Origin of the sequence: Bacteroides hominis (assembly GCF_033042785.2) — a bacterium.
Classification (GTDB): domain Bacteria; phylum Bacteroidota; class Bacteroidia; order Bacteroidales; family Bacteroidaceae; genus Bacteroides; species Bacteroides hominis.
The window spans coordinates 1,912,406-1,937,245 of record NZ_CP178829.1; the positions used below are offsets into that span (position 1 = coordinate 1,912,406).

General features: G+C 39.8%; 20 protein-coding genes and 1 tRNA gene. 13 read left to right on the forward strand and 8 right to left on the reverse strand.

Annotated features, from left to right (window positions below; translation table 11 throughout):
- Positions 1-1,581: a hypothetical protein gene (locus R3O62_RS08120; protein ID WP_193683249.1), complete on the forward strand. Its 1,581-nt coding sequence runs from the start codon at positions 1-3 to the stop codon at positions 1,579-1,581.
- A gap of 204 nt (positions 1,582-1,785) precedes the next feature.
- On the opposite strand, the gene R3O62_RS08125 is transcribed toward R3O62_RS08120, so the two are convergent.
- Positions 1,786-2,874, reverse strand: coding sequence for an acyltransferase (locus R3O62_RS08125; RefSeq protein ID WP_005775445.1), 1,089 nt, complete (start codon positions 2,872-2,874; stop codon positions 1,786-1,788).
- Between the two features lie 305 nt (positions 2,875-3,179).
- Positions 3,180-3,253 (reverse strand) — tRNA-Pro (locus tag R3O62_RS08130).
- A 472-nt stretch (positions 3,254-3,725) separates the two neighbouring features.
- Here R3O62_RS08130 and R3O62_RS08135 point away from each other — a divergent pair.
- From R3O62_RS08135 to R3O62_RS08160, 6 genes are all read left to right on the forward strand, one after another.
- Positions 3,726-4,970: a site-specific integrase gene (locus R3O62_RS08135; protein WP_317472952.1), complete on the forward strand. Its 1,245-nt coding sequence runs from the start codon at positions 3,726-3,728 to the stop codon at positions 4,968-4,970.
- 2 nt (positions 4,971-4,972) lie between these two features.
- Positions 4,973-5,758, forward strand: coding sequence for a helix-turn-helix transcriptional regulator (locus R3O62_RS08140; protein WP_269111839.1), 786 nt, complete (start codon positions 4,973-4,975; stop codon positions 5,756-5,758).
- A 52-nt stretch (positions 5,759-5,810) separates the two neighbouring features.
- Positions 5,811-6,806, forward strand: a complete 996-nt coding sequence (locus R3O62_RS08145; protein ID WP_269111837.1) for a phage/plasmid replication domain-containing protein — start codon at positions 5,811-5,813, stop codon at positions 6,804-6,806.
- Between the two features lie 526 nt (positions 6,807-7,332).
- Entirely contained in the window at positions 7,333-7,911 is a 579-nt protein-coding gene (locus tag R3O62_RS08150) for an MjaI family restriction endonuclease (protein WP_223127828.1), read from the forward strand.
- A gap of 3 nt (positions 7,912-7,914) precedes the next feature.
- Positions 7,915-8,526, forward strand: a complete 612-nt coding sequence (locus R3O62_RS08155; protein ID WP_269111835.1) for an MjaI family restriction endonuclease — start codon at positions 7,915-7,917, stop codon at positions 8,524-8,526.
- Positions 8,527-8,529: 3 nt separating this feature from the next.
- On the forward strand, positions 8,530-8,883 hold the full coding sequence (locus tag R3O62_RS08160) for a hypothetical protein (protein ID WP_269111834.1): 354 nt from the start codon (positions 8,530-8,532) through the stop codon (positions 8,881-8,883).
- 1 nt (position 8,884) lies between these two features.
- Here the strand turns inward: R3O62_RS08160 and R3O62_RS08165 are convergent, their stop codons facing one another.
- Positions 8,885-9,997, reverse strand: a complete 1,113-nt coding sequence (locus tag R3O62_RS08165; protein WP_269111833.1) for a DNA-methyltransferase — start codon at positions 9,995-9,997, stop codon at positions 8,885-8,887.
- 503 nt (positions 9,998-10,500) lie between these two features.
- Between R3O62_RS08165 and R3O62_RS08170 the strand changes: the two genes are divergently transcribed.
- Entirely contained in the window at positions 10,501-11,598 is a 1,098-nt protein-coding gene (locus tag R3O62_RS08170; RefSeq protein ID WP_269111832.1) for a hypothetical protein, read from the forward strand.
- A gap of 429 nt (positions 11,599-12,027) precedes the next feature.
- Positions 12,028-12,624, forward strand: coding sequence for a tetratricopeptide repeat protein (locus R3O62_RS08175; RefSeq protein WP_269111831.1), 597 nt, complete (start codon positions 12,028-12,030; stop codon positions 12,622-12,624).
- 647 nt (positions 12,625-13,271) lie between these two features.
- Here the strand turns inward: R3O62_RS08175 and aroB are convergent.
- Positions 13,272-14,333, reverse strand: a complete 1,062-nt coding sequence (gene aroB, locus R3O62_RS08180) for a 3-dehydroquinate synthase (protein WP_005775446.1) — start codon at positions 14,331-14,333, stop codon at positions 13,272-13,274.
- A 136-nt stretch (positions 14,334-14,469) separates the two neighbouring features.
- Here aroB and R3O62_RS08185 point away from each other — a divergent pair, with 136 nt between their 5' ends.
- From R3O62_RS08185 to cls, 3 genes are all read left to right on the forward strand, one after another.
- Entirely contained in the window at positions 14,470-14,874 is a 405-nt protein-coding gene (locus R3O62_RS08185; RefSeq protein ID WP_005810481.1) for a hypothetical protein, read from the forward strand.
- A gap of 72 nt (positions 14,875-14,946) precedes the next feature.
- The gene (locus tag R3O62_RS08190) at positions 14,947-17,859 is read left to right on the forward strand and encodes a TonB-dependent receptor (RefSeq protein WP_032529910.1); all 2,913 of its coding nucleotides are present in this window, start codon (positions 14,947-14,949) and stop codon (positions 17,857-17,859) included.
- Between the two features lie 156 nt (positions 17,860-18,015).
- Positions 18,016-19,455, forward strand: coding sequence for a cardiolipin synthase (gene cls / locus R3O62_RS08195; protein ID WP_005810475.1), 1,440 nt, complete (start codon positions 18,016-18,018; stop codon positions 19,453-19,455).
- 17 nt (positions 19,456-19,472) lie between these two features.
- Here cls and R3O62_RS08200 read toward each other — a convergent pair whose 3' ends face one another.
- The 3 genes from R3O62_RS08200 to R3O62_RS08210 are packed head-to-tail and all read right to left on the reverse strand — an operon-like array spanning position 19,473 to position 21,482.
- Positions 19,473-20,006, reverse strand: a complete 534-nt coding sequence (locus R3O62_RS08200; RefSeq protein WP_032529912.1) for an RsmD family RNA methyltransferase — start codon at positions 20,004-20,006, stop codon at positions 19,473-19,475.
- Positions 19,997-20,791, reverse strand: coding sequence for a DUF3822 family protein (locus R3O62_RS08205; protein ID WP_005810471.1), 795 nt, complete (start codon positions 20,789-20,791; stop codon positions 19,997-19,999). The genes R3O62_RS08200 and R3O62_RS08205 overlap by 10 nt, the downstream gene beginning before the upstream one ends.
- Before the next feature lie 7 nt (positions 20,792-20,798).
- Positions 20,799-21,482: a hypothetical protein gene (locus R3O62_RS08210; protein WP_005810469.1), complete on the reverse strand. Its 684-nt coding sequence runs from the start codon at positions 21,480-21,482 to the stop codon at positions 20,799-20,801.
- Between the two features lie 96 nt (positions 21,483-21,578).
- On the opposite strand from R3O62_RS08210, the gene R3O62_RS08215 reads away from it, so the two are divergent.
- Positions 21,579-22,997 carry an ATP-dependent DNA helicase gene (locus tag R3O62_RS08215; protein WP_317472951.1) on the forward strand — a complete coding sequence of 473 codons (1,419 nt, stop codon included), beginning with the start codon at positions 21,579-21,581 and terminating at the stop codon, positions 22,995-22,997.
- A gap of 96 nt (positions 22,998-23,093) precedes the next feature.
- On the opposite strand, the gene R3O62_RS08220 is transcribed toward R3O62_RS08215, so the two are convergent.
- Positions 23,094-24,827 (reverse strand): SusD/RagB family nutrient-binding outer membrane lipoprotein, encoded by a 1,734-nt coding sequence (locus tag R3O62_RS08220; protein ID WP_005810464.1) that lies wholly within the window; start codon positions 24,825-24,827, stop codon positions 23,094-23,096.
- Between the last annotated feature and the right edge of the window lie 13 nt (positions 24,828-24,840).

A 24,840-nucleotide genomic window follows, 5' to 3' on the forward strand; every position in this document is an offset into this window, starting at 1 on the left:
ATGCATGAAATAACTCCTTTTGCCATTCCGGCAATGCGTGATTTTGTACCGGAGAAGCTGAGGCCGTGGATTGTAATCCTCTTTGTTATCATCTTCCAGTTCTCCGGAGGTGTCTATCTGGCCGCAGTCAGTGAGATGGTCGGCTCGACGGCATTGATGCAGGAAGATATTATGATGGCGGGTTATGCTTCTCTGGTAGGGATGTCGCTGACGTTTGCCATCATGTTCCGTCTGAAGTTCCGTTTTCCTTCGAAAACCACTTTCCTGACATGTGGTATTGCCATTATTTTGTGTAATCTGATATGTATGTATACCCGCAGTGTGCCGCTATTGGTGACGGTTTGTTTCTTTGGTGGAATTTTCAGGATGTGGGCTACCTTTGAATGTAACTCTACCATCCAGCTTTGGCTTACCCCTCAGAGAGATCTTTCTGTCTTCTTCTGTTATATCTATCTGTTGGTGCAGGGCTGTCTTCAACTGTCAGGACTGATAACCGTTTATACTGCTTTCTGGATTAAATGGGAATATATGCATTGGTTGATTATTGCTTTATTGCTGCTTGTGATGATAGCGACTATGATTCTGTTCCGCAATTACCGTTCGATGCCAAAGTTACCACTCTTCGGCATTGACTGGCTGGGCGCTTTGATGTGGGGGATTGTGATTTTATGCATAATCTTTGTCTGTGTGTATGGCGAACATTACGATTGGTATGAGTCAGCCTACATTCGGATGGCAACCGTGGGAGGAATAACAGTCCTGTTATTGAACCTGTGGCGGGCTTCTTTCATTCGTCACCCGTTCATTGCGTTGGCTACCTGGCGGTTTAAAGCGGTTTATCTCACATTTCTGCTTTACATTGTCGTCGATATCTTATTGGCACCTTCGCATTTGTTTGAACATATCTATATGGAAGCTGTGCTTGGTTATGATTCTTTGAATGTGATTTCGCTCAATTGGATGTTATTATTGGGAACGGTTGTAGGCAGTGTTTTTACGTTTTATACCTTTTCCCGCCGTAAATGGTGTTATCGGACGATGACCGTCATTGCATTTCTTGCTATCACCGGTTATTTGATGATGTTTTATTTTACTATCGACTACGGCTTGTCCAAGGAGGTTTTGATGCTTCCTCTTTTTTTGCGTAGTTTCGGATATGTGATCATTGCCATTTGTTTTATTACAGCACTTTCACGTGTGCCGTTTCAGAACTTTTTTGAAGCGGTGTCTGTCCAGGCGTTTGTCAGTGCCAGTTTTGGTGGAGCACTCGGTGCGGCCGTTCTCGAGCGAGCCTTGAGTGTGGTGATGAAGAAGAATACGATGTTGCTGGGCAGTGCACTGGATGCAGTTCATCCACAGGCAAGCCACATCCCTTTAGGGCAACTATCCGGCATCTTACAACAACAGGCCCTGATGGTTTCCATGAAAGAGCTGTACGGATGGCTTACGCTGATCAGTCTGTTTTGCCTGATGCTGTTCTGGATCAGTCATAATTCTGTTCGTCCACTCCATGCCTTGCATCCCAGATACCGGGTGATACGTCGTTATATCAAGCACGAATTGAGGGCTGTTAAACGATAGGGGCATTTATACTTTTTATCTTTATATATTCAGAGTTGAGCCCCTGTCCGGAATATACTGGACAGGGGCTCACTATTATTTGTTTCTACATTAAAAAATCTGATCTGATTCAGAGGAACGTATGTCTCTGATTATTAGTTGTCTGATTCAGTATCCTATGGTATTTGCTATATTCCATTTTATAACAGTTCCGATAGCGGATATTTATCCTATTATCCATTTACTGCCCGGGATGAATGAGATGATCTTTGCAGTTACGAAGCAGCAGATGAATGTACTGACAGCGATACATGGTATGGCAGCGACAGTAGGAAGTGCCAGTGTATGTTTGAACACTGTAGCCCATAACCCGAGCCAGAATATGTGCATAAGATACATGCCATAGCTGAGTTTCGATATTTCTGTAATGAGCCGTGGGGCTTTTTGACTGTTTATACATGTAAAAAGAAGGAATGTACCCGCTGTGAGAAGCACACAGTTGATTGTGCAGAAAGCCCATCCTATTTCTATTTCGGGTGTAGGGAGAATTTCTCCGGGTATGGCTTGGACATAGAAAGAGTAGATGGTTAATATTGCTCCGGCGACCATTGAAATAATTCCTACAGTGAGACGTTTGGAACGGTTCCAAGTGAGATGGACATGTATGTAATGTGCCAGTACAAGATAGCCCAAGTAACCTGAGAAGTACCACAACATGTGGTATTCGTTCCAAAAACATTGTCCCCATACTTCACCGCACCAACGGTTTAGATAGGGTATACATGTTGATAATAAGAACAATCCGATGAAGAAACGTTCTTCTTTTGCCGTGGCTTTTTTCAGCCATGGCGATATTATGGGTATGAATAAGTAAAGGCTGATCAGAGGGTACATGAACCACAGGTGTCCGGCCAGTGTCGGGAAGTTCAGGAATATCCGTGACAGATCTTTTAAGGAGGTTTCTTCATTTAGCTGCCCCCATAACATTGGCAGGGTACTGTATAGTATCATGAAGATGAAAAATGGTGGTACGATGCGGATGAAGCGTTGGCGGTAGAATTGCCATGTGGTCTGTCCTTCTTTCATCGGCGCAAGAAGAAAGGCTGAGACAATCATGAACAGCGGCACGGCCATGCGTGAAAAGCCATCGTAGACAGCTACCCATAGCCGGTCTGCTTCACTGGGTAGATAAGACTGTGGTCCGGCCATATCTGTGGATCCGGCGGCACCGTAGAAATTTTCACTGGCGTGTACGATCATAACGAGGAAGCACGCGAATACGCGTACATAATCTAAAAAAACAATGCGTTTCATTTTTGTTTGAGTTTTCTTGTTAATAAGACGATTTTTATTTTGTGTTTTTATGCGAAGTATCCATTTATAGTGGACATACCCCGTTTATTTTCCGGATGCTGTTTTATTTGGGGCAAAGATAGAAAAAAACTTGAGATACTGAGTAACATGTGGAAATAATCAGGGGAATTGCATTGAATATTCAACGTTCTGCTTTTTCTCTATTTGCAGTGTAGGTGTTGTAACAGTGAAAATGGGAATCAAACTATCAGATAAAAAGAAAAGGAGTTAAGTTTGATTCTTAACTCCTTATTTCATTCAATTCGTCGGGATGACAAGATTCGAACTTGCGACCACACGCCCCCCAGACGCGTACTCTACCGGGCTGAGCTACATCCCGAATTGCGGATGCAAAGGTACTGCTTTATTTTAAATAAGCAAATAAATCAGATACTTTTTGTTGTGCTGAAATTGCTTGTGTTGTTGTATTGTGTTCATTATTAGTGTGTTATTGTGTCTGTTTCTACTCTTGTTTTGGATTGTTTCTAAAGAGGACTTTATCCGTTTAGACTTTTGTTTTGTCTCAGTCATTTGTATTTAACCTATCTCCTTTTGTATGGAATAGGATTATTTTGCTCCAAAACTTTAATAAAACTTTAATCGAAGATAAATACAAAACGGAGGTCTATTCTACTACTACATTTCCGATTATTAATATGAGTTGGGAGGATATTGCAAGAAACCTTCCGTGTATTCATTGTTAATAAATCCTAAATAGTTAATTTTAGCCGTCAAAAATTTAATCGCAGATTGAGTTTTTACGTTGCACTCGTAGATAACTATATTGTTCACTTAAAAAATAAAAGAAGATTATGGCAAAATTTCGTATTGTGATTCACACGAGCAACAAAAGAAAAGACGGAAGTTACCCCGTTTGCTTACGCATCACCAAAAATGGCAAACTAAAATACATCTATTTAAATTTGTCCGCCTTTGAAAATGAGTGGGATAAGAACGCAGGCCGATTTAAAAGGGATAAACGCATGAACCCCAACTATGAGTCGTATAACAACTGGTTGATTAGTTGTGAGGAACGTAAAAATGAAGTGGTGAATAAGTTTATGAAAGCACAAGTGGATTGGACACTAAACCAATTTGAAGAAGAATTTTTGGGAATTTCGAGACAAGGAAAAATCTATGATTATTGGATGAGGCAGGTGGAGGATTTAAAGGCTACAGGTCACATCGGCAATGGAAAGGTTTATGAACGTGACTTGCACCTGTTCTGCAAATATGACTCTAAGGCAAAAGAACGTTTGTTTTCAGAAATAGACGTGAAATACATTAATCGCTTAAATATGGCTATGGAAAAGAATGGTTGCTGTGGAAATACCCGTATGCACACTTTAAAGACATTGCGTGCTGTAATTAATAAAGCCATTAAAGAAAAAGCAGCATCAAACAACACCTATCCGTTTGGTAAGGGTGGTTTTGAAATAAACAAATTGGCAGAAGAAACGGCAAAACGCTATTTACTGCCAACGGACTTGGAGTTGATAAAGAACTCGCCTCAACAAAATTTTGTATTGGAGCGTGCCCGTCGGATATACCTCTTTTCTTACTATTGCTTTGGTATGAGTTTCGTTGACATGGCAAATCTAACAATAAACAATATTGAAATGCTGGTAACAGGAGCGCATATCGTGTATAAGAGACAAAAGACGAAAAATGCCAAAAATGTAAAGCCGATAAAAATATTCGTCACTCCTGCTATAAAGGAGCAATTGGAGTGGTTTAAGGCAAACACCCCTGAAACGGGCGAGTATTTACTTCCTATCATAACCAAAGAGTATGATGGTGAGCAATTGTACGAGCATGTACGCTGCCGATACAAACGTATCAATGCCAATTTGAAAAAGCTGGGTAAGGCTTTAGGTATTTCATTGACATTGACTACTTATACGGCACGGCACACAATGGCTATGACCTTACAGGGCAATGATATTCCCCGTGAGATAATAAGCCAAGCCCTGGGGCATAGTAATCTTACGACAACGGCTACATATCTTGCAGGTTTCTCTACAAGTGTTTTAGATAAAGTCGCAAAAATGTTATAATTATGTTCATCACTTACAATATGCCTTTGGGTGACTTGATTAACAAGTCGCTCAGAGGGGAAGCAGCAGTCTGTGAGAGTTGGTTATACACCTATATAAAAAGATTGACTGATGGAGATAAAGGAAAGCTCCGGCAGGCATTAAAGGAGGTTGATTCAGTTGTTACTGTGTGGAAAAGCAGATATTTTATTCCTACTTATGAAGTAAAGGTAAAGTCTGTAACTCAAGGAGGGATGAGTATGAGTAGGCAAGATTTGGATGATACCTACAATGAGGAAGTCTATTTGCAAAAAGAGGGAAAGACAGGTTTGGTGGCAGACTTCCTATATGAAGCAATAGCAAAGTACGGTTTCATTAATGAACATCATCGTGATTCTGTGGAAAGCGCATGGTTGTATAATGACATGGAGTTTTTAAGAAACGAGTGGGAATATTATGTTTTGGCTCAAATAAGGTCGCTACGGGAAATAATTTGTACTATGCTGGGAGTAGTATCGTCAGAGGGGAAAAACGAAAAACAGAAGACCAATAGACGGCTAAAACGGATAGAAGATTATCCGGAGATGTTTGGTATTGATGTTTGTAGTGAGTTGATTGGGCAGTCTAAACATACAATTTATAAACTGACAAGCCATAAAGAAATACCTTGTTATCGTGCGGAAAGTGGGCGAATACTAAGATTTAAGCGTGATGAAATAATAACGTGGATGATGGCTAAAAGGCAAGAAACTAAGCAGGAATTCATTGAAAGCATGGAGTTAGGATTTGTTGCGCGTCTTCGTAAATAGTTAATAAGCTCAATTTTGTATAACATTCTATATACATCTAAATTTTATAGTCATGTATGACAAAATCAAATTAATGCTATATGACCTACCAACAGGGTACGACTGGCAGTCGGTATTAAAACGCATAGTTGTGCAGTCCTACTTTGCTGATGGTACAGGAGGTAGTGGGTTATGGCTTGGACGTAAAGTCATAGCCACTGAAACGTATGTGTCATTCGAGGGCAGTCTTCCTAAATGTCTGTGGGGGCATAACCTAAAGACCCTATCATTAAAGGAGGTGAAGATAGTTATTATGCAGTTAAGCAAGGATTTAGGCGTACCCATGTATAAGGCAGTGGTGGAGTCTGCGGAGTTTGCACATAACTTTAGTATGAAAGAGCCTCCTATTATGTATATGCAGAAGTTGGATGCCATGAAAGCATTTAGACCAAATGGATGGAGTGGTACTAAATACATGGATAATAAAGAGGTACGCTGTAAGTTTTATGACAAGATACAGGAGGCAAAGAAGAAGCGTGAGCTGCCTAAATATGGAAAAGAGAACCTGCCAAGAAATTTATTGAGGTATGAAGTGACATTTTATAAGAAAGGACTTGATAAATTGTTTGGCAGGGATATAATAGCAGAGGAACTTTGGAGTAAACAGGTATTTTGGACGCTGGTTGCAGAGTGGTTTGGATATTATGAAGATATGGTGAAACTACCGAATGACTGTTGGGATGTGGATTACCATATTTTTGAGAGCGCCAAAGACTTTGCCAAGTGGTGTATTTGTATAGCAAATGCCGACCAAAACATGTCTTATTATGTGAAGCATGTCCTGTTTAAACTTCGGGCAAATCCGCAGCCAGCCGACCGTGTTCTGCATGGGCAGATACAAAAAAAGATTCAAGACGCATTGGAGTGGGGAAAACAGCATCTGACACTTCCTAATCTCACGGTGGAGTTAACAGACAAAATAGAACAATATCTTGCTTGGCTGTTGGAGCAGTCGGCAGACAGGATGAGCATCGCGGAGGAACAACGAATATTCAATACCGCCTGTTAGTCCTCTCTCTAAGAAAGTAAGGCTTGGTAATCATCAAAGGGTGTGAACTCCACTTCCAAAGTTTACTCTTCGGGTGATTATCAAGCCTTATCTTTTAAATTAGGGGTCTATTGGTGGCGCACAGCCAAAAACTTATCAAACACAATAAAAGTATTCGGCGGAATACAATAATGGCTTATACACTCTAATACGAGGTTGCTTAATTCTATGTGATAAGGCGGTTATGCTCGGTCGATAGAATCAATGCAGGTGGTAAGTAAAGAGGATGTAACACTCTTAAATCTACTTGCATAATAGTGATACAAAGTAATAAATAAAGAGAATAAAGCAGAATTTGTATAATGTAGTCAATAGAAGACCAGAAAGTTACACTAAAAAGACTGGATTATCGTAATCATGGATTCATAGAAATAGTTATAAACAAAGTGATTGTTTTATAGATGTTGAAAAAAATAGTCTGTAAAGATCACATTCTGAATTAAAATCCATATCTTTGTTATCAATCAATGAGTAAATAACAACAGATATGAAAATAAAAATACCTAATACTGAAATTCAAGAGTTATTGTCGGGAAAAGGATATGAATATCCTAAATATTCTACTCAAATAATGAACTTGGCAAATCAAAATGCTCAAGGTACTCGTCCTCGTATTGTAGGGCAGATGAGTGAGCTTATTCAAGAGTTTGGAAGTGGAAGTATGAACGAGTGGGAATCATGGTATCTGAATCGATATCCAGATGCCATTGATTTGGCGACTGAACGAGTCTTTAATATGGTTGAAGAACTAAAGAAGAGCATCGTTTTGATTGATAAGAAGATGATTCGGGAATGGGTTGAAGAGCTTGTTGTTGTGAAGACATATGCAGGATTAAAATTCCAAGAGGCTATTCTAAAGAAGGTTTCTGCTGAATTGCAGGTGGAATATAGATTGGCTACTCCGGAAGAAGAAGCTCAAGGTATAGATGGGATGATTGGTTCTCGTTTTGTAAGTATCAAACCTATTACATATAAAACAATGAATGAATTGTCTGAACACATTGATGTTCCTATAATATATTATGAGAAAAAGAAATCTGAATTAGTAATCGAATATAATTTTTAAAATATGGCATACACAGGAGGTCCATTAAATGAACTTAATGGGAAAATGGGAATTTCAGCACCTTATAAAAGTGTAGCTGTTATGAAGCTTATAAGATACCATAAGCCCAAAAGTAAAGATGAATTGGTGGAATTAATTAAATGGCATTCCGAAAATGAATGTGAATGTGGAATTAAAAGTAAAGGAAGCGTAGAATCCTTTGGGAAGAATTTATATGAATCCCAGTTTCAGTATTGGGGAGAGTATAAATTTTCTTTGCAAGAATGTGTGCAGTGGGAGTATGATTTGTTTGTAGTTCAGTCATTAAAAGGAGACTTGGTTGAAAATAGGGCAAAAAAGGAGCTATCTGAACGATTATCACAATATGAGTTTTGTGATGCTACAGGATATATGGATGAAGAACTAAGAATTGATATAATAGTAAGCAAAAACAATCAAACTATAGCAGGAATTCAAGTTAAACCTGCAACCTTTAAAATGATGAGAAGAGAAGTGATTGCTTATAACCGTATTGCTAATAGTAAATGGGAACATCCTGTGTTTTATCTTTATTATGATGAAAATGAGACTTTTTTAAATATTGAAGAGATTATTTCAGAAATAAAAAAAATATAGGATATGGCACAATTTACATCTGCTGACATTACTAAATTAATGTCTCAAATTCCTAAAGGCAAGTCAAATGCTATTAATGCTCCTGACTTAGCTATTAGGATGGGATTCTCTCCAGCTCCCAATCAAGAAGAACTTCGAGCCCTTATTAGAATGGCTATTGATAATGGAGAACTAATTGGCAGTAGTAGTTCTGGTTATTGGATTATGGATTCTCTGCAAGAGCTTGAAGAAGTTCTTAATTCATTGGAAGGAAGAGCACAAGGTACTTGCGATAGAAGAAATAATTTATTGGATTCTTGGAATAGTAAAAATCCTACCAATAAATCAACTTTACCCCATGTTAATGTAAAACCTTGAATTAGAATAAGGAATATTGACCTTGAGTAATATGCCTGTTGTCACAAAAATGATTAACAGGCATTATTTTTGAATATTTTGCCTTGATTAGTTCATTTTTACCTAACGAAATATTAGTGACATAAGAAATTTCTATATCTTTTTCTTGCGATGTCATTACTGGTATTTGGAGATTGGAATTAAAATGTTTTATTTCTGATTTTATGGCTCTCTCTGTAATAAAATCTTTATGACGATTTAATCGATTTGATATTCCTTCATTTATCATATCCGTAGAATAAGATAGAATATTTTCTTTGCAAAAGTCTAATAAATCCTTATATATTTCATATCCAATACTATTTCTTCCTGTAGCAATTGCAGCTATAGAAGTAGTTCCGGTACCCATAAATGGGTCTAATACTGTATCTCCCTGTAAAGAATACATATTTATCAATCTATATGGTATTTCAAAAGGAAAAGCAGCACTTCTTGCCCGACTATCAGTTTTATCCATCTTTTGTTTTGTTCCTTTAATATTGTCCCATATGTCAGAGAACCATATGTTTCTTTCTTCCCAGAAGAAAGAGCTTTCTCTACGTTTTAGCTTTGCTTCTGGTGTTTTGAATTCTCTTTTATCACCTTTTCTGAATATTAATATCCATTCGTGTTCTAATGTAACATATGCACCTGCTGGCAACATTCCAGAGCCCATAAATTTATTTGGTGCATTGGTCTGTTTCCTCCATATAATGTTAGGTAAATTGACGAAACCATTAGAAATGAAATATGAAAGAATGCGAGCGTGATTAGGGTATAAGGCAAAATTTCCATTAAGAGTTCTTGTCGCATCTCCTATGTTGACACAAGCAATACCACCGGGAATTAGCACTCTTTTAACTTCATTCCATACTAAGTCCAGTTCTTTGTGCATTAATTCAAATGCTAAATTGCCATTATAGTCTTGCAATGCCTCATTTATTTGAGGATTCTGTTGACTCATTATATCATCCCACATTTCAATCATAGGATATGGAGGAGAAGTAACGACTAATTGGACTGAACTATCTGGGATTTTACTTAAATCCTGAGACTTTCCTAAAAATAGTTTATGTGTAGTTGTAAACTGTTTCATATTTCACTTATATATTCAACGCAAAAGTAGTAATAAAAAGTATATTGCCATTGACTTTGAATTAAAAACAAGATAATGCGATAGAATTATAACGAGATTTGCAGTAATTTTTTTTTTATGCCGCCTTGTAAAGCATCAATTAATGAGTAAATTTGTTCCACGGCATCCCGAAAAACGTTTGTAGAACGCTGGAAATTGATTACATTTGTCGCACTAACAGGTTGAAAAACCTGTCGGTGACATATTAGTCAAAGGAAGCGTTTAGCTTTATCCCGTTTTTAGAAATTCTGGTAAAATTTCATGTGGTACGGGGATAGACGATACAAACGTTCATGCTAATCTTGTATATATCAGTGATATATATAGTTTGGCGTGGGGTGTCGTTTTATCTTGTACCACGGGTTTACCAGAGCCTCTAAAACAGATAACTCTAACAGTCCCCACGCTTTTCCTTTTATATAAACCTTTCCTATCGGGGCTGTGGGAAGCAAATCTACAGTATTATGAAAAGGGTTTTAATGATTGTCATTGTATTATTGCAGACATTATTTATTTCCGGACAGACGGTAATCGAGCAGTATGAATGTGTATTCCCTCAAAAGTTTATTTTCCAATCAACAGATAAAGACGGGTACAATGTCAATAAGAACTTTACAGTGGAGGCGGCAACTCTCACTTATAAATCAAATAAGATAGTAAGCTTTACATTGAAGTCAAAAGGGAATGCCAAAGCGACTTATAATGTAGTACAAATGATATCTGAAACGTCCCATGTGAAACGATTTTGGGTTAACAAATCGGGAAAATATTTCGTTGTAGTTTCTTTTCCATTGGACGTTGAATATGGCATGAAGATTAGTTTTATCTCTAACATAGATGGTTCTGTGATGTTTGACTGTTTATTTAAGAAGATATTGACAGCAAAGGAAAAAGAACTTTTAAAGACGCAGGAAAAAGAACGACAGGAAGCTGAATCTCAAAAGAAATCAAAAGATATGGAACTGCTGGAAAGTTGTTTGTCCTCAATGGAGAATAGAAAATCAACACACGCTTCAATAGATGATTGGAAAATAACTAATAGCATAAAACAATATGAAATAGAGTTCTATAAGATACGTGAAAATAGAGTTGGTGATTCCAGCTATGATTTTGGTACACAAAAGAGGATAACACACTTGTTATGGGATGAGGTTACAACGGATTATAAGCTACTTCTGTATATAAATCCAAAAGAATGTAAACCTGTACAGATAGATTCGGAGATTTTGGATAATGATTTGTATAGACAGTATAATCCTCGTATTAATTCCTCTTATACACTAAACGGAGTAACTTATTATAAAGCAGGTACAGGGTTCTTCTTTGAAAAACAGTTTAAACATCAAATGTTATGTGGAAGGCATACTATTACTATCAAGAAAAAGAAATCGGAGGTTGTGTACTATAAAGGAACGGGGTTTTATAAGACGAAGGTGCAAGAGGAGGATTTACCTTTAGTTATCTTAAATAAAATCCAATCGGATATAACAGAGAGAGGAACTTCTGTCATTGATTATATATTTGTAAATGATAGCATATTTCGGTTTAGTGTACATAAGTGAGAGGGAAATATATTAATTAGAGGTTTCTAACGGAGCGTATAAGATAGGGTAGGGCAATGGTTGTCCTACCCTATTTGTTATAATGGGTTTGTTTCTAATAGAAGCTTAAAAGAATTAGCCATTACTCCTGTCGAACAATCCCAAATGCAAATGGGTTACAACAATTCCATTAGAATCAATGTTATTCCCGAAACAACATCTTAAGATATTTTATATTCCATTGCTGTAAAATTAACTATAAATTGATAAACTCGGTTTCAAATTCTTCGTTATACGACCAGAATAACAAAAATATAGAAAACATGAGAGCAGGTTATTTAAGTATTAAGAGTAATTTAATCCGTGACGGAACAAGCGTCCTTATGACATTTATATCTTGTAATAACGAGATAACAATATTATAAGTATTCATTAAAAATATAATAAAATATGGATTCAAATACCGCAAAAACCAGTACTATTACTGGGACTATAGTCAAAACCGATTTATTTGGTTTTATTGAGAAAGCCAAAACAGACTCAGATGTTGCTTTTGAATTAGGAATGATGTTTCTGCAAGGAAAAGAAGTGCCACAAAACACTAATAAAGCAATATCTTACCTTGAGCAAGCAGGAAAATTAGGACATCCTATAGCTTATAGTACACTTGGGTTTCTTTACATGTATGGAAACAGTAATTTAGAGCAAGACCCGTGGAAAGCTACAGGATTTTTTATAGATGATTGGCAGTTTTTCGATAATGAGGACTCACTATGGGAAGCTTACAATCTATTTCGTTATGGTGGAAAGTCAAATGAGCCATTATGTATTTATAGTGCATTAAGTCTTTTGTATGAATTAAGTAAAAGAAAAAGCCCTGATGCTCTATATTTAACAGGGGAAATTTACCATAAAGGTTTGTATGGTGAGGATATTGACTTAGAAGTAGCATATAGTTTCTATCAAGAAGCTGCTGACCTTGGATGTGAGGAGGCTGAGGAAGTTCTTAATTTGAAGCCTTCTGATTCTATCCAGCATTGCAAATAAATACAAAAGGAATATTGAGTGACTTTTTGGATGTATTTGCACCAATTTGTCCGAAAACTTTAATCGAATTTTATTCGCAGGTAAAAAATAAGGAGTTAAGTATTAGCTTAACTCCTTGACTTATATTATATTGCAATGTTTTTAATCTTTGCTCATTTCATTACCCCCAGACGCGTACTCTACCGGGCTGAGCTACATCCCGAATTGCGAGTGCAAAAGTAGAATTTTATTTTTAATAAGCAAAATATTCGGATGATTTATTTCTCCTTTATAGCATTTTTCATGCCCAGAGAGTAGAGTCTTTGGGTGAAACGATCCATTAACATTGTTAATCTGAATATGAGATAATAAAACTCTTCTTTGCAAAAGATTTGTTTCTTGACGTTAGAGAACAAGTCTTTTATTCCCCAAACCTTTGTTTTAACACAATGTTAAAACAAAGGTTTGGGGAACAGATCACTATCCATTTAAATGATTAGTTAATAATGCATTATGCTAATATTTCCTGATACCCCTTGGGATTGTAAAGGCGGGTGGTCATTCGTATTAGTTGTGATTTTCGCAACCTGCCGATTCGTCTTATGCTTCTTATGTGGTACTTCATTTATTCATGATCGGAAGTGGATACCTCTGTCACGATGCCTGCTTTACATACCCATGCACTCCCGGTAGAAGTCGAACATTTCGAAAATAGTATCTTTGTCCGTTGTCTGGTTGATACTGATATCGCCGATTTCTTTCAGAAGCGTGAAGTTTATGACACCTGCATTGTTTTTCTTATCATGCTGCATGAATCCGTATAGGCGTTCGTACTGTTTGCAGTCGAACGTGAAAGCGCCATAATTATCTTTTATGAATTGGATGGTCTGACGCATCTTGTCTTTCGGAAAACCGGTTTTTAAATGTGACAGATAGAGTTCGCAAACAATTCCCCAGGCTACGGCGTACCCGTGGAGGACCGGACGGTTCTCGGCAAGAGCCAGGCTTTCAAAAGCATGTCCTACGGTATGTCCCAAATTCAACGCTTTGCGGATACCGTGTTCAAACGGGTCTTGCTCTACTATGTCTTCTTTTACTTGTACGGAACGTCCCACCAACTCTTTCAGGTATCGATAGTCCATCTTTTCTGTATCGAATGCGAGTAGTTCCGCCCAGTGAGCAGTGTTACTGATCAGTCCGTGTTTCAGCATTTCGGCATAGCCGGAAAAGAAATTGTGTGCATCGAGTGTACGGAGGAACTCTGTTTCGATTAATACACTGGATGCCGGTGCAAAGGCACCTATCTCGTTTTTCAACCCGTTAAAATTGATTCCGGTCTTTCCGCCTACAGAAGCGTCTACCATCGCCAGCAGGGTAGTGGGAATATTGATGTAAGCGATGCCGCGTTTGAATGTGGCAGCGGCAAATCCGCCTAAGTCAGTCACCATTCCACCTCCGAGATTGATAAGGAGTGAGTGGCGGGTAGCACCTTTTTCACTTAACACTTGCCAAACGGAGGCCAGTGTTTCAAGTGTTTTATGAACGTCTTCGGCTCCGATAGTGATTTCAACCGCATCCTTCAGGAACGGCAGATTCATCAGTTGTGACAGACAGAGACGGTGAGTATGATCGTCGGTGAGAATGAACAGGCGGTCGTGTGGGCAGTTTTCGACGGCACGTCCTATACTGCTTTCCAGATTCTCGCAAAGAATGACTTCTTGTTTACTCATAATGGTTCGATGTTTTTTTATATACTGCAAAGATAGGGGTTCGGAGATAAATAGTGAAACTTAGCACTTAAAAATGTAAAACATAGAGTTTCGTTTATGAGAAAAAGCTATCTTTGTGACATTAATTTTAGATAAAATGAAAGCATTATTACCTGTATTCTGCCGTCCGTTAGGATATGTGATTCTTTTTGTATCGTTATTCATTCCGTTCCTGTTAGTGATGCAAGGAATGGTGACAGACAGTAACTTGTTATTCTATAAGGAATGCACCAAGCTGCTGATGATGTTGGGAGCAGTGATGATTCTCTTTGCTTTATCGCGTAATGAAGGGCGTGAAACGGAGATTATACGGAACAAGGCGACTCGTAACGCCATCTTTTTGACAGTACTTTTTTTATTTGGGGGGATGCTTTATCGGGTGGCAACGGGAGATATCATGACAGTTGATACTTCTTCCTTTCTTATTTTCCTCATTATCAATGTGCTCTGTCTTGAGTTTGGTATGAAAAAGGCACAAGTCGATAAAATCTTTAAAAGATAATCGTGTTTAAATTAAACCTTTTGCCTTAAAGGTTGTCAAACAAACGATTGTTATTATTCAACCTACAGGCAAATGAAGAAACTATTGATCTGGATGGTGTTGCTGCTGACAGTTACCCTATCCACTTATGCGCAAAACAAAATTGTAACCGTATCGGGACGTGTAATAGAGGCCGGTACGAAAGAACCGGTCGAACTCGCTGCCGTGCAGTTATTATCTCTCCCCGACAGTGCTCAGGTAGCGGGTATGACCACTTCAGCACAAGGCTACTTCTCTTTATCCAAGCAGAAACCGGGAAAATATCTGCTTAAAGTATCTTTTATCGGATACATCACAAAAGTTATCCCCGTTCAGTTGACGGCTAATGTTCCTGCCAAAAAGATGGGAAATATCGAATTGGCAACCGATGCTGTTATGCTTAAAGAAGCAGTTGTGGTGGCCGAAGCTCCGCAGGTGACGGTAGTAGAAGATACGTTGATGTATAATTCCAGTGCTTATCGTACGCCTGAGGGTGCTATGTTGGAGGAGTTGGTTAAGAAGCTTCCGGGTGCTGAAATAGATGATGATGGTAATGTCAAAATCAATGGGAAAGAACTGAAAAAAATTATGGTCGATGGTAAGGAATTCTTTGGTGGAGACGTAAAGACCGGTTTAAAGAATCTTCCTGTAGACATGGTCGATAAGCTGAAAACTTATGATAAAAAATCAGATTTGGCACGTGTGACGGGTATTGACGATGGCGAAGAGGAAACGGTGCTTGACCTGACCGTGAAGAAAGGAATGAATCAAGGATGGTTTGGCAATGCAGATCTGGGAGCCGGTACTAAGGACCGTTATACCGGACGAATGATGTTGAATCGCTTTATTGATAATACTCAGTTTTCGATTATTGGTTCGGCAAACAATGTAAACGATCAGGGTTTCTCCGGTGGAGGTGGAGGGCCGCGCTGGCGGAGCAACAATGGCTTGAATGCCACTAAAATGTTAGGAGCTACCTTTGCCACTCAGACCAACAAGATTGAACTGGGAGGTAGTGTACGTTATAATTTCCAGGATGGAGATATTTCGAGTATCAACTCTTCCGAACGCTTCCTTCAGAATGGTAATTCATATTCTAATTCGAATAATAAGAACCGGAATAAGGGGACAAATGTGAATGCCGACTTCCGTATGGAGTGGAAACCAGATACGCTGACAAATATTATTTTTCGCCCGAATTTTTCTTATGGAAGAACCAACAATGCTTCTCTTTCGGAGTCGGGAACCTTTAATGAAGATCCTTTCAATCTGGTGGCAAATCCGAATGATTATCTGAATTTTGACAATCTTTCCGATGATCCGCTGAAAGATATCCGTGTAAATGCTACCAACAGTGCTTCGCTGTCCAAGGGGAATAGTCTGTCGGGAAATGCCACTTTGCAGGTTAACCGGAAATTGAATAATAAAGGACGTAACCTGACTTTCCGTGGGGTTTTCGGTTATGGTGATAATGATAACGACCAATATACGCAATCCGAAACACGTTATTACCAATTGTTGAATCATTTGGGGGGTGACTCCATCTTGTATCGTAATCAGTATATTACAACTCCTACACACAATTATAACTATACGGCACAAGTGACTTATAGCGAACCGATTGCAAAGGCTACTTTCTTACAATTCAGCTACCAGTTCCAGTATAAATACAGTAAAAGTGACAAGACTACATTCGATTTACTGGATTATCCCGATTGGACTATCGGGGGGACCCTTCCTTCCGGATACGAAGCTCATGCAGTGGACAGCTTGAGTAAGAATGCCGAATATCGTTACTATAACCATGATGCTTCAGTGGGTTTACGCTTCATTCGTCAGAAGTATCAGTTGAATGTAGGTATGTCTTTCCAGCCGCAGAATTCCACTTTGTCCTATAAAAAGGGAGACTATATGATCGATACGACACGTACTGTGTTTAACTTTGCACCGAATATGGATTTACGCTTCCGTTTCTCAAAGGTGAGTCAGTTGCGCTTTACCTACCGGGGACGTAGCAGTCAACCTACTATGGAGAATCTGTTGCCTATAACCGACAACTCAAACCCATTGAATATCCGTATGGGTAATCCCGGGTTGAAACCTTCTTTTGCACATACGATGCGTTTATTCTACAATACATACAATGCAGAGAAACAGCGTGGAATTATGACCCATTTCAGCTTTACTGCTACACAGAACAGTATCAGCAATAGTACTCGTTATAATGAAGAAACCGGTGGTTTGATTACGCGTCCGGAAAATATTAACGGTAACTGGAATGCTTTTGGTTTGTTCGGTTTCAATACAGCTTTGAGGAACAAGAAGTATACGATTAATACTTTTACCAACATCAATTATCAGAATAATGTAGCGTTCCTCTACAATCAGGATACGAAAAACAATGATAGAAATACAAGTACCGGTTTGATGTTGGGCGAGAGGGTTACAGGCTCTTATCGTAATGACTGGTTCGAGTTTTCGTTGAATGGTTCAATCAATTATACAGCAGAACGTAATAAACTCCGTCCGGAGAATAATCAGGAACCTTATACATATTCTTATGGAGCAAGTACCAATATAACGATGCCCTGGAAGATGACCTTGGCTACTAACATCACTAATCAAAGCCGTCGTGGTTATCGTGATTCGAGTATGAATCGTAATGAACTGATCTGGAATGCACAACTTGCGCAGTCGTTGCTGAAAGGTGCAGGTACTATCAGTTTTGAAGTATATGATATCCTTAGGCAGCAGAGCAACATCAGCCGTTCGTTGACAGCCGATATGCGTTCGGTATCCGAATATAATGGTATCAATAGTTACTGTATGGTACACTTCATTTATCGCCTGAATATCTTTGGTAGTAAAGCGGCCCGTGAAAAGATGATGAATAGCGGCGGACGTAGAGGATTTGGCGGACCCGGTAGAGGTCCCGGCGGTTTTGGAGGCGGACGTCCTCATTTTTAATAAAAGACTGACCTGATAACTCCCTCCGGATAGATTGCAAAATCTCTTTAATTTTGCATCTGTTCGGAGGGATTGTCGTTTTGAATCGGGACAGTTGTTGTCCGTATCCGATATTTTCCATACATTTGTTGTTTGTATAATACGCGGAGGGTGAATATGATAGATTGGAACTACATAGCAAGCGTAATAGCTACCGTTGCCTTTGATATTATTTATTTCGGGGCTATTATCGGTACGATTGTCATCGTGATTCTCGACAATCGTAATCCGGTAAAGACAATGGCATGGATTCTGATCCTTATGTTCCTTCCGGTTGTAGGGTTGGTTTTCTATTTCTTTTTCGGGCGTAGCCAGCGGCGTGAGAAGATTATCGGTAAGAAAAGTTACAATCGATTGCTCAAAAAGCCGATGGCAGAGTATCTGGCACAGAACTGCTGTGAAACGCCGAAAGAATATGCCCGTCTGATACAACTGTTTCAGAACACGAACCAAGCCTTTCCGTTCGAAGGAAACCGGGTGGATATTTATACCGGCGGATATTCTAAACTTCAGGCTTTATTGCGAGAGCTGCAAAAGGCCAGATTCCATATTCATATGGAATATTATATCTTTGAAGATGATCCGGTGGGGCGTCTGGTGCGTGATGTATTGATAGAGAAGGCACGCGAGGGAGTTGAGGTACGTGTGATTTATGATGATGTAGGGTGCTGGCACGTTCCTCATAGATTCTTTGAAGAGATGCGTGATGCCGGAATTGAGGTGCGGAGTTTTCTGAAAGTACGTTTTCCCCTATTTACGAGTAAGGTCAACTATCGTAATCACCGAAAGATTGTAGTGATAGACGGTCGTATCGGATTTGTAGGAGGAATGAATCTTGCCGAACGCTATATGCGCGGTTTCTCTTGGGGAATTTGGCGGGATACGCATATAATGCTTGAAGGAAAGGCTGTACATGGTCTGCAGACTGCCTTTTTGCTGGATTGGTATTTTGTGGATCGTACCTTGATTACGGCTTCACGTTATTTTCCTAAGATAGAGGCCTGTGGCAACTCTTTGGTACAGATTGTAACGAGTGAACCGATTGGCCCTTGGAAAGAAATCATGCAGGGATTGACGGTTGCCATATCCGGTGCCAAGAAATATTTCTATATGCAGACTCCTTACTTCCTGCCTACCGAACAGATACTGGTTGCTATGCAGACTGCGGCATTAGCCGGGGTAGATGTCAGGTTGATGTTGCCTGAACATGCAGACAACCGAGTGACGCACTTAGGTTCCTGTTCTTATCTGGCAGATGCTTTGCGGGCAGGAGTCAAGGTCTATTTTTATAAAAAGGGATTCCTGCATTCCAAATTGATGGTTTCAGATGATATGCTTTCAACCGTGGGGTCTACCAATCTCGATTTTCGCAGTTTCGAACACAATTTCGAAGTAAATGCCTTTATGTACGATATGGAGACTGCCCTACAGATGCGGGAGATCTTTTTACAGGATCAACGGGAAAGTACCCAGATCTTCTTGAAGAACTGGGAGAAGCGTTCCTGGAGGCAGAAAGCGATGGAGTCTGTAGTCCGTTTGCTCGCTCCTTTGCTGTAAAGTGTATCTTCTGCAGTTTATCTGAAAAAAGAGAAGTTTACACTACCGTATACTCTTCTTTCAATGAAATGGGGATTATCCTCAAAGTTATTCTTTTTGCCATGCTCCAGGACAAAAAGTCCGTTTTCTTTCAACATATTGTTTTCGAAAACCAGATCCGGGATTGTTTCCAGTTCTTTCAGTTCATAAGGAGGGTCGGCAAAAATAAAGTCGAATTGCTCATGACTGCCATTAATGAATTTGAATACATCTCCACGTATAGGCAGGCATTTATCCGTCTGCACTTCCTTCATTATTTTACTGATAAAAGCATGATGGGCACCATCTTTCTCTACACTGATGACACGGTCGCAACCGCGTGACACCAGTTCAATGCTGATGCTGCCTGTACCGGCAAAGAGGTCAAGGGCAACAATGCCGTCTTCGAAGTCCATGTAGTTGGATAAAACGTTAAACAGATTTTCTTTGGCAAAATCTGTTGTGGGACGTGCTTTGAATGTTCTGGGCACATCAAATCTTCTTCTTTTATATATTCCGCTGATTACTCGCATGTTAATAAGGCTTGCATGTCAATATTGCTTGCAGGGTTCATTATGAATACTTGTTGAATGTATTTACGTAATTCCTGCGTTAGTTTCTCTTTATCGTCAAATACACCTGTCAGGTGAAGTTCGTCTCGCTCCTGGTCGAAATTCAGTTGTTTCCAAAGATAGAGGAGATAGTAGATTCGGTCATCTGTTTTGCGACATTCAAATGAATTGGCAAGAAGCAGATGTCCGCGTTCGTAACAGAAAAAGTCGATGGCATTGTGGCGGATAGAGGCATATATCTTTTTACTGTTGCCTAATCTGCTTTTTGTTGAAAAATATTCTGCTAATGGGGCTGCCTGTGAATAAAATCTTGCCTCAGGGTAGTGATCGGACAAGAATTGATAAGTGCTTTTGTCCATACCGAAGATGACTACGGCATTATTCTTTTTTAAAATATTGTATTTTATTGTTTCATTTTCTTTGGGAGTGTGGTTGTGGTAGAATACCATTTCGGACTGATCATCCTCAAACAGTTCAAGGGGGATTAGTGTGAAACGTTTGTCCGCCATCAGGATGTTTACCCGTTTGTAAGTATGATTCAGAAAGTTTAATTCACGAAAAGCCTTTTTGAGGTTGGCTGTAAGAGATAATGAAGGCTCGACCTCTTTCTCAAAGAAAGAGAGCGAACTATCGTGAATCGGATTGTAGATAGAAAAAGAAAATCCATCCGTACTAAGACGGATGGACAATGTATATTGTTCCGATTTACTAAAGTCAATCGTTTCTGCAATTGCTCTATCGGGCATATTCGGATTATTCCCAGTTACCTGCGCCGTTGTTCGGAGTGTCAATAGAACCTACCATCAAGCCTGGATATTTACCCAGTTTGGTTTGAACATCTTTCAAGTTTGCGATTTCTTGCTTGTCAAGTCCGTTCAAGTATACATCATACGGAGTATTAGCCTGGAACAGGAAGATAGGAGCTCCTGATTTAGTTGTATCGTTTCTGGTGTACATTTCAAACTGTGCACCGCCACCGAACGGAACGTATCTCAAAGAGTCTGCATTGAATGACTTATCGTAGATAGTATCTGTTACGGCAACCCATATTGTATCACGTTTGAAGCCCATCAAGCCGGCAGCTTCAACTTCTTTCCAGTTGTTAGTCTTTTTAGCCTTGTTGATCATAGCCATAGCTTTCTTTTCAGTCATACCGTCTTCCAGCTGCTTGTCGCTCAATACGCCTTCTTTAGATACGAAAGGAATCTTTTGTGTCTTAACGAAATCGATCAGTGTGTCAAAGCTTGCAGTGTACTGCTTGTAGATATTACGATATTCTGCCTGAGCTTTACGAATATCGATCAAGCGGGCAACAACTGCTTTGTCTCTGTGCTTTTTAGCATTTTCGAAGTTGATAGGACCCATGATGCTGGCATAGCAAATGTAAACCAAAGCAATTACGCATAGACCTAGTACGATATTAAATACTGTTTTCATGATAAATATGTTTTTTTTAGTTTATATTCGTAGCGCAAAAATAAAATAAATAAATCTAATTAACGATAGTTCTTGTAACTTTTTTCTCGTACAAAAATGATAAATAACTATTTAGAGCGGCAAATTAAGGAAAATTTTTCTTATCAGCCAACTTTTGAGCAAGAAATAGCTGTAAAATCTCTTTCAGAGTTTCTACTTTCTACGGCTAATGAGACGGTTTTTGTGCTTCGTGGATATGCAGGAACCGGAAAGACTTCTCTTGTCGGAGCCTTGGTGAAAGCGATGGATAAGTTACAACAGAAATCAGTATTGCTGGCGCCTACGGGGAGGGCAGCTAAGGTATTTTCTGCTTACGCGGGACATCCTGCTTTTACCATTCATAAAAAGATATACAGGCAGCAGTCATTTTCGAATGAAGTAAGTAATTTTTCAATCAATGATAATCTTACCACCCATACATTATATATTGTAGATGAAGCTTCCATGATTTCGAATGAAGGTTTGTCGGGATCTATGTTTGGTACGGGGCGGCTTTTGGATGATCTGGTCGAGTTTGTTTATTCCGGTGCAGGATGCCGTTTGCTGTTGATGGGAGATACAGCCCAGCTGCCTCCGGTAGGGGAAGAGCAAAGTCCTGCACTTGTTACAGAGGCATTGAAAGGATACGGACTGAATGTGACAGAGGTCGATCTGACACAAGTGGTGCGTCAGGTACAGGCATCTGGTATATTATGGAATGCGACTCAAATACGCCGGTTAATTGCTGAAGAGGAGTGTTGCTCGTTGCCTAAGATAAAAGTGAGTGGATTTCCGGATATAAAGGTAGTACCCGGTGACGAGCTGATTGAGACCCTGACCGGATGTTACGAAAAAGATGGCATGGACGAGACGATTGTGGTATGTCGTTCCAATAAGCGGGCCAATATATATAATAAAGGTATACGTGCCCAGATTCTTTACCGGGAAGATGAACTGAATACGGGTGATTTGCTAATGATAGCGAAGAATAATTATTACTGGACTGAGAGGTATAAAGAAATGGATTTCATAGCGAACGGAGAGATTGCCGTGGTTCGCCGGGTGAGACGTACTCGTGAACTGTATGGTTTTCGGTTTGCCGAAGTGGTTCTTTCATTCCCGGATTATAATGATTTTGAAATTGAAGCAAACTTGTTGCTGGATACACTCCATTCGGATGCCCCTGCCTTGCCCAAAACAGAAAATGACCGGCTTTTTTATTCCGTACTTGAGGACTATGCGGATATTACTGTCAAGCGGGAGCGAATGAAAAAGATGAAAGCAGATCCGCATTACAATGCTTTGCAGGTAAAGTATGCTTATGCAGTGACTTGCCATAAGGCACAGGGCGGGCAGTGGCAGAATGTTTTTCTCGATCAGGGGTATATGTCGGATGAATATCTGACGCCGGATTATTTCCGCTGGCTATATACAGCTTTCACACGTGCATCGAAGACACTCTATTTGGTGAATTATCCGAAAGAACAAATAGAGTGACAGGAGTATACATAAAAACAGGGAACCCATCTCGGGCTCCCTGTTTCTCTTGTGTAACCTAATCTATTGTCAGTGCATGAATATTAATCTCGTTGTTTAGCGGAAATTGTTTGGAGTAACGTAATTGCCTCCATCATCATTGGTGTCGGCTACGTCCCACCATAAACGAGTTCCTTGTGTATCTACATCTTTCGGACGGTTCGGGTTGGACACTTCGCTATCCGGGTATCTCAGGCGTTTGATGAACTTGCCGTTTGCGACTTCACCCCCTGAGTTGTTGCCTCCTTTAGGTGTTTTCATGTAGCGGGGATAGTCTGTACGGCGGAACTCTGCCCACCCTTCATTGCCATTCGGATATACGGCAATCCATTTCTGGGTGATGATCTGCTCCAGTTGTGCTTCTCTGTCACCACTCTTGAAAGCTTGTAATCCTTTCAGTCCTTCCATATACTTGTTGATCTTCTCCTGACCTTCTTCGTCAGCGCCAATCTGATAGTAGTTGAAGGAAGCTTCGATGCCTTCCTTATATAATTCTTCAGCTGTTCCATTTGCACCTGCCCATCCGCGGAGAGCGGCTTCTGCCCGAAGGAATAAACTCTCGGAGTAACCCAGCCATACAATTTCACGTGCGTAGCACCACCAATGTTTACGGTCGAGTTTCTTCTGGTCTTGCTTGATGAATACGCGACTCGGAGAATAAGTGGTTGTATAGCTACCTCCCAATGAAGTTTCACCATTTTCACAACCATTGAAATCTTTCGTCATATCCTCTTTGGGTTCGGTTAGATTAAGATTTTCAAGGGCAGTCGGTCTCCACCACAAGATTTCGCAACGCGGGTCGAGAATGGTGGATTGTTCTTTGTAAGCTCTTTCCATTTCTTTGGATAACACTACGTTGGCACTCCAGTTGTACAGAAGTGTGTAGATGTTTTCGTTGCCACCCGTTATGTATGAATACTTGGGAGTCTGCTTCATGTTGTCGTCATCGTTTTGCATCAATCCGGCAGGATCAGTCATTGCTTTCTCACCCTGTTCTTTAGCCAGTTGAGGATCTACATTCGATACACGCAGTGCCAATCGTAAGCGAAGGGTATTGGCAAAACGAAGCCATTTGTCTTTGTCACCTCCAAAGCACTTATCGTTTTCACCCAAGCTGTATTGTGCGGTAGATGGGGTGTTATGGAGTGCAGTGATGGCTTGGTCAAGCATCTTAAAGATGACGTCATATACATCTTTCTGATCCATATACTTCACTTTTTCGTCTGTAGGCATTGCACCCTTTACGTAGTATTCCAATGGAATGGCTCCATAAGTGTCTGTCTGCATAGAGATTAGGAATGCGTAGTAGATGCGGGTGATATAGAATGCGTTATGATAGCGTTCCTTTCCACAGAACCAGAATGTTTTGATCAACTGGCTGTACTCTTCTACTGTACGATTATCGTAGAAGTGTTCCCAACGTTTTTTGGACCATCCGTCGTTATATCCGTAAGTAGGTGAGTTGGTTACGAATCCGCTGACATTGTTTGCAAAGTAAGCGGCGTAGATGTCATGGGTCAGATTGGTAGTAACCTGATAGTCGTTATACACTCCTTCGTAAGTTAGGTTGGCAAATACTGAACCGATGGCACTTTCCGTTCCTTGAAGGCTTTTCAGCGCGCTTGGTGTCAGTTCGTAGTCAATATCGATTCCGTCGGGGGTGGCACCGATTATTTCCGGATCGTATACCGGCGCATAGGGGTCGGTATTCATTTCTTCGAAATCATTACATGCAGCCAGTCCTAAGAGGAGGGTGCACATGGCAAGTGATTTATATATTTTGAATTTCATACTATATCTTTAT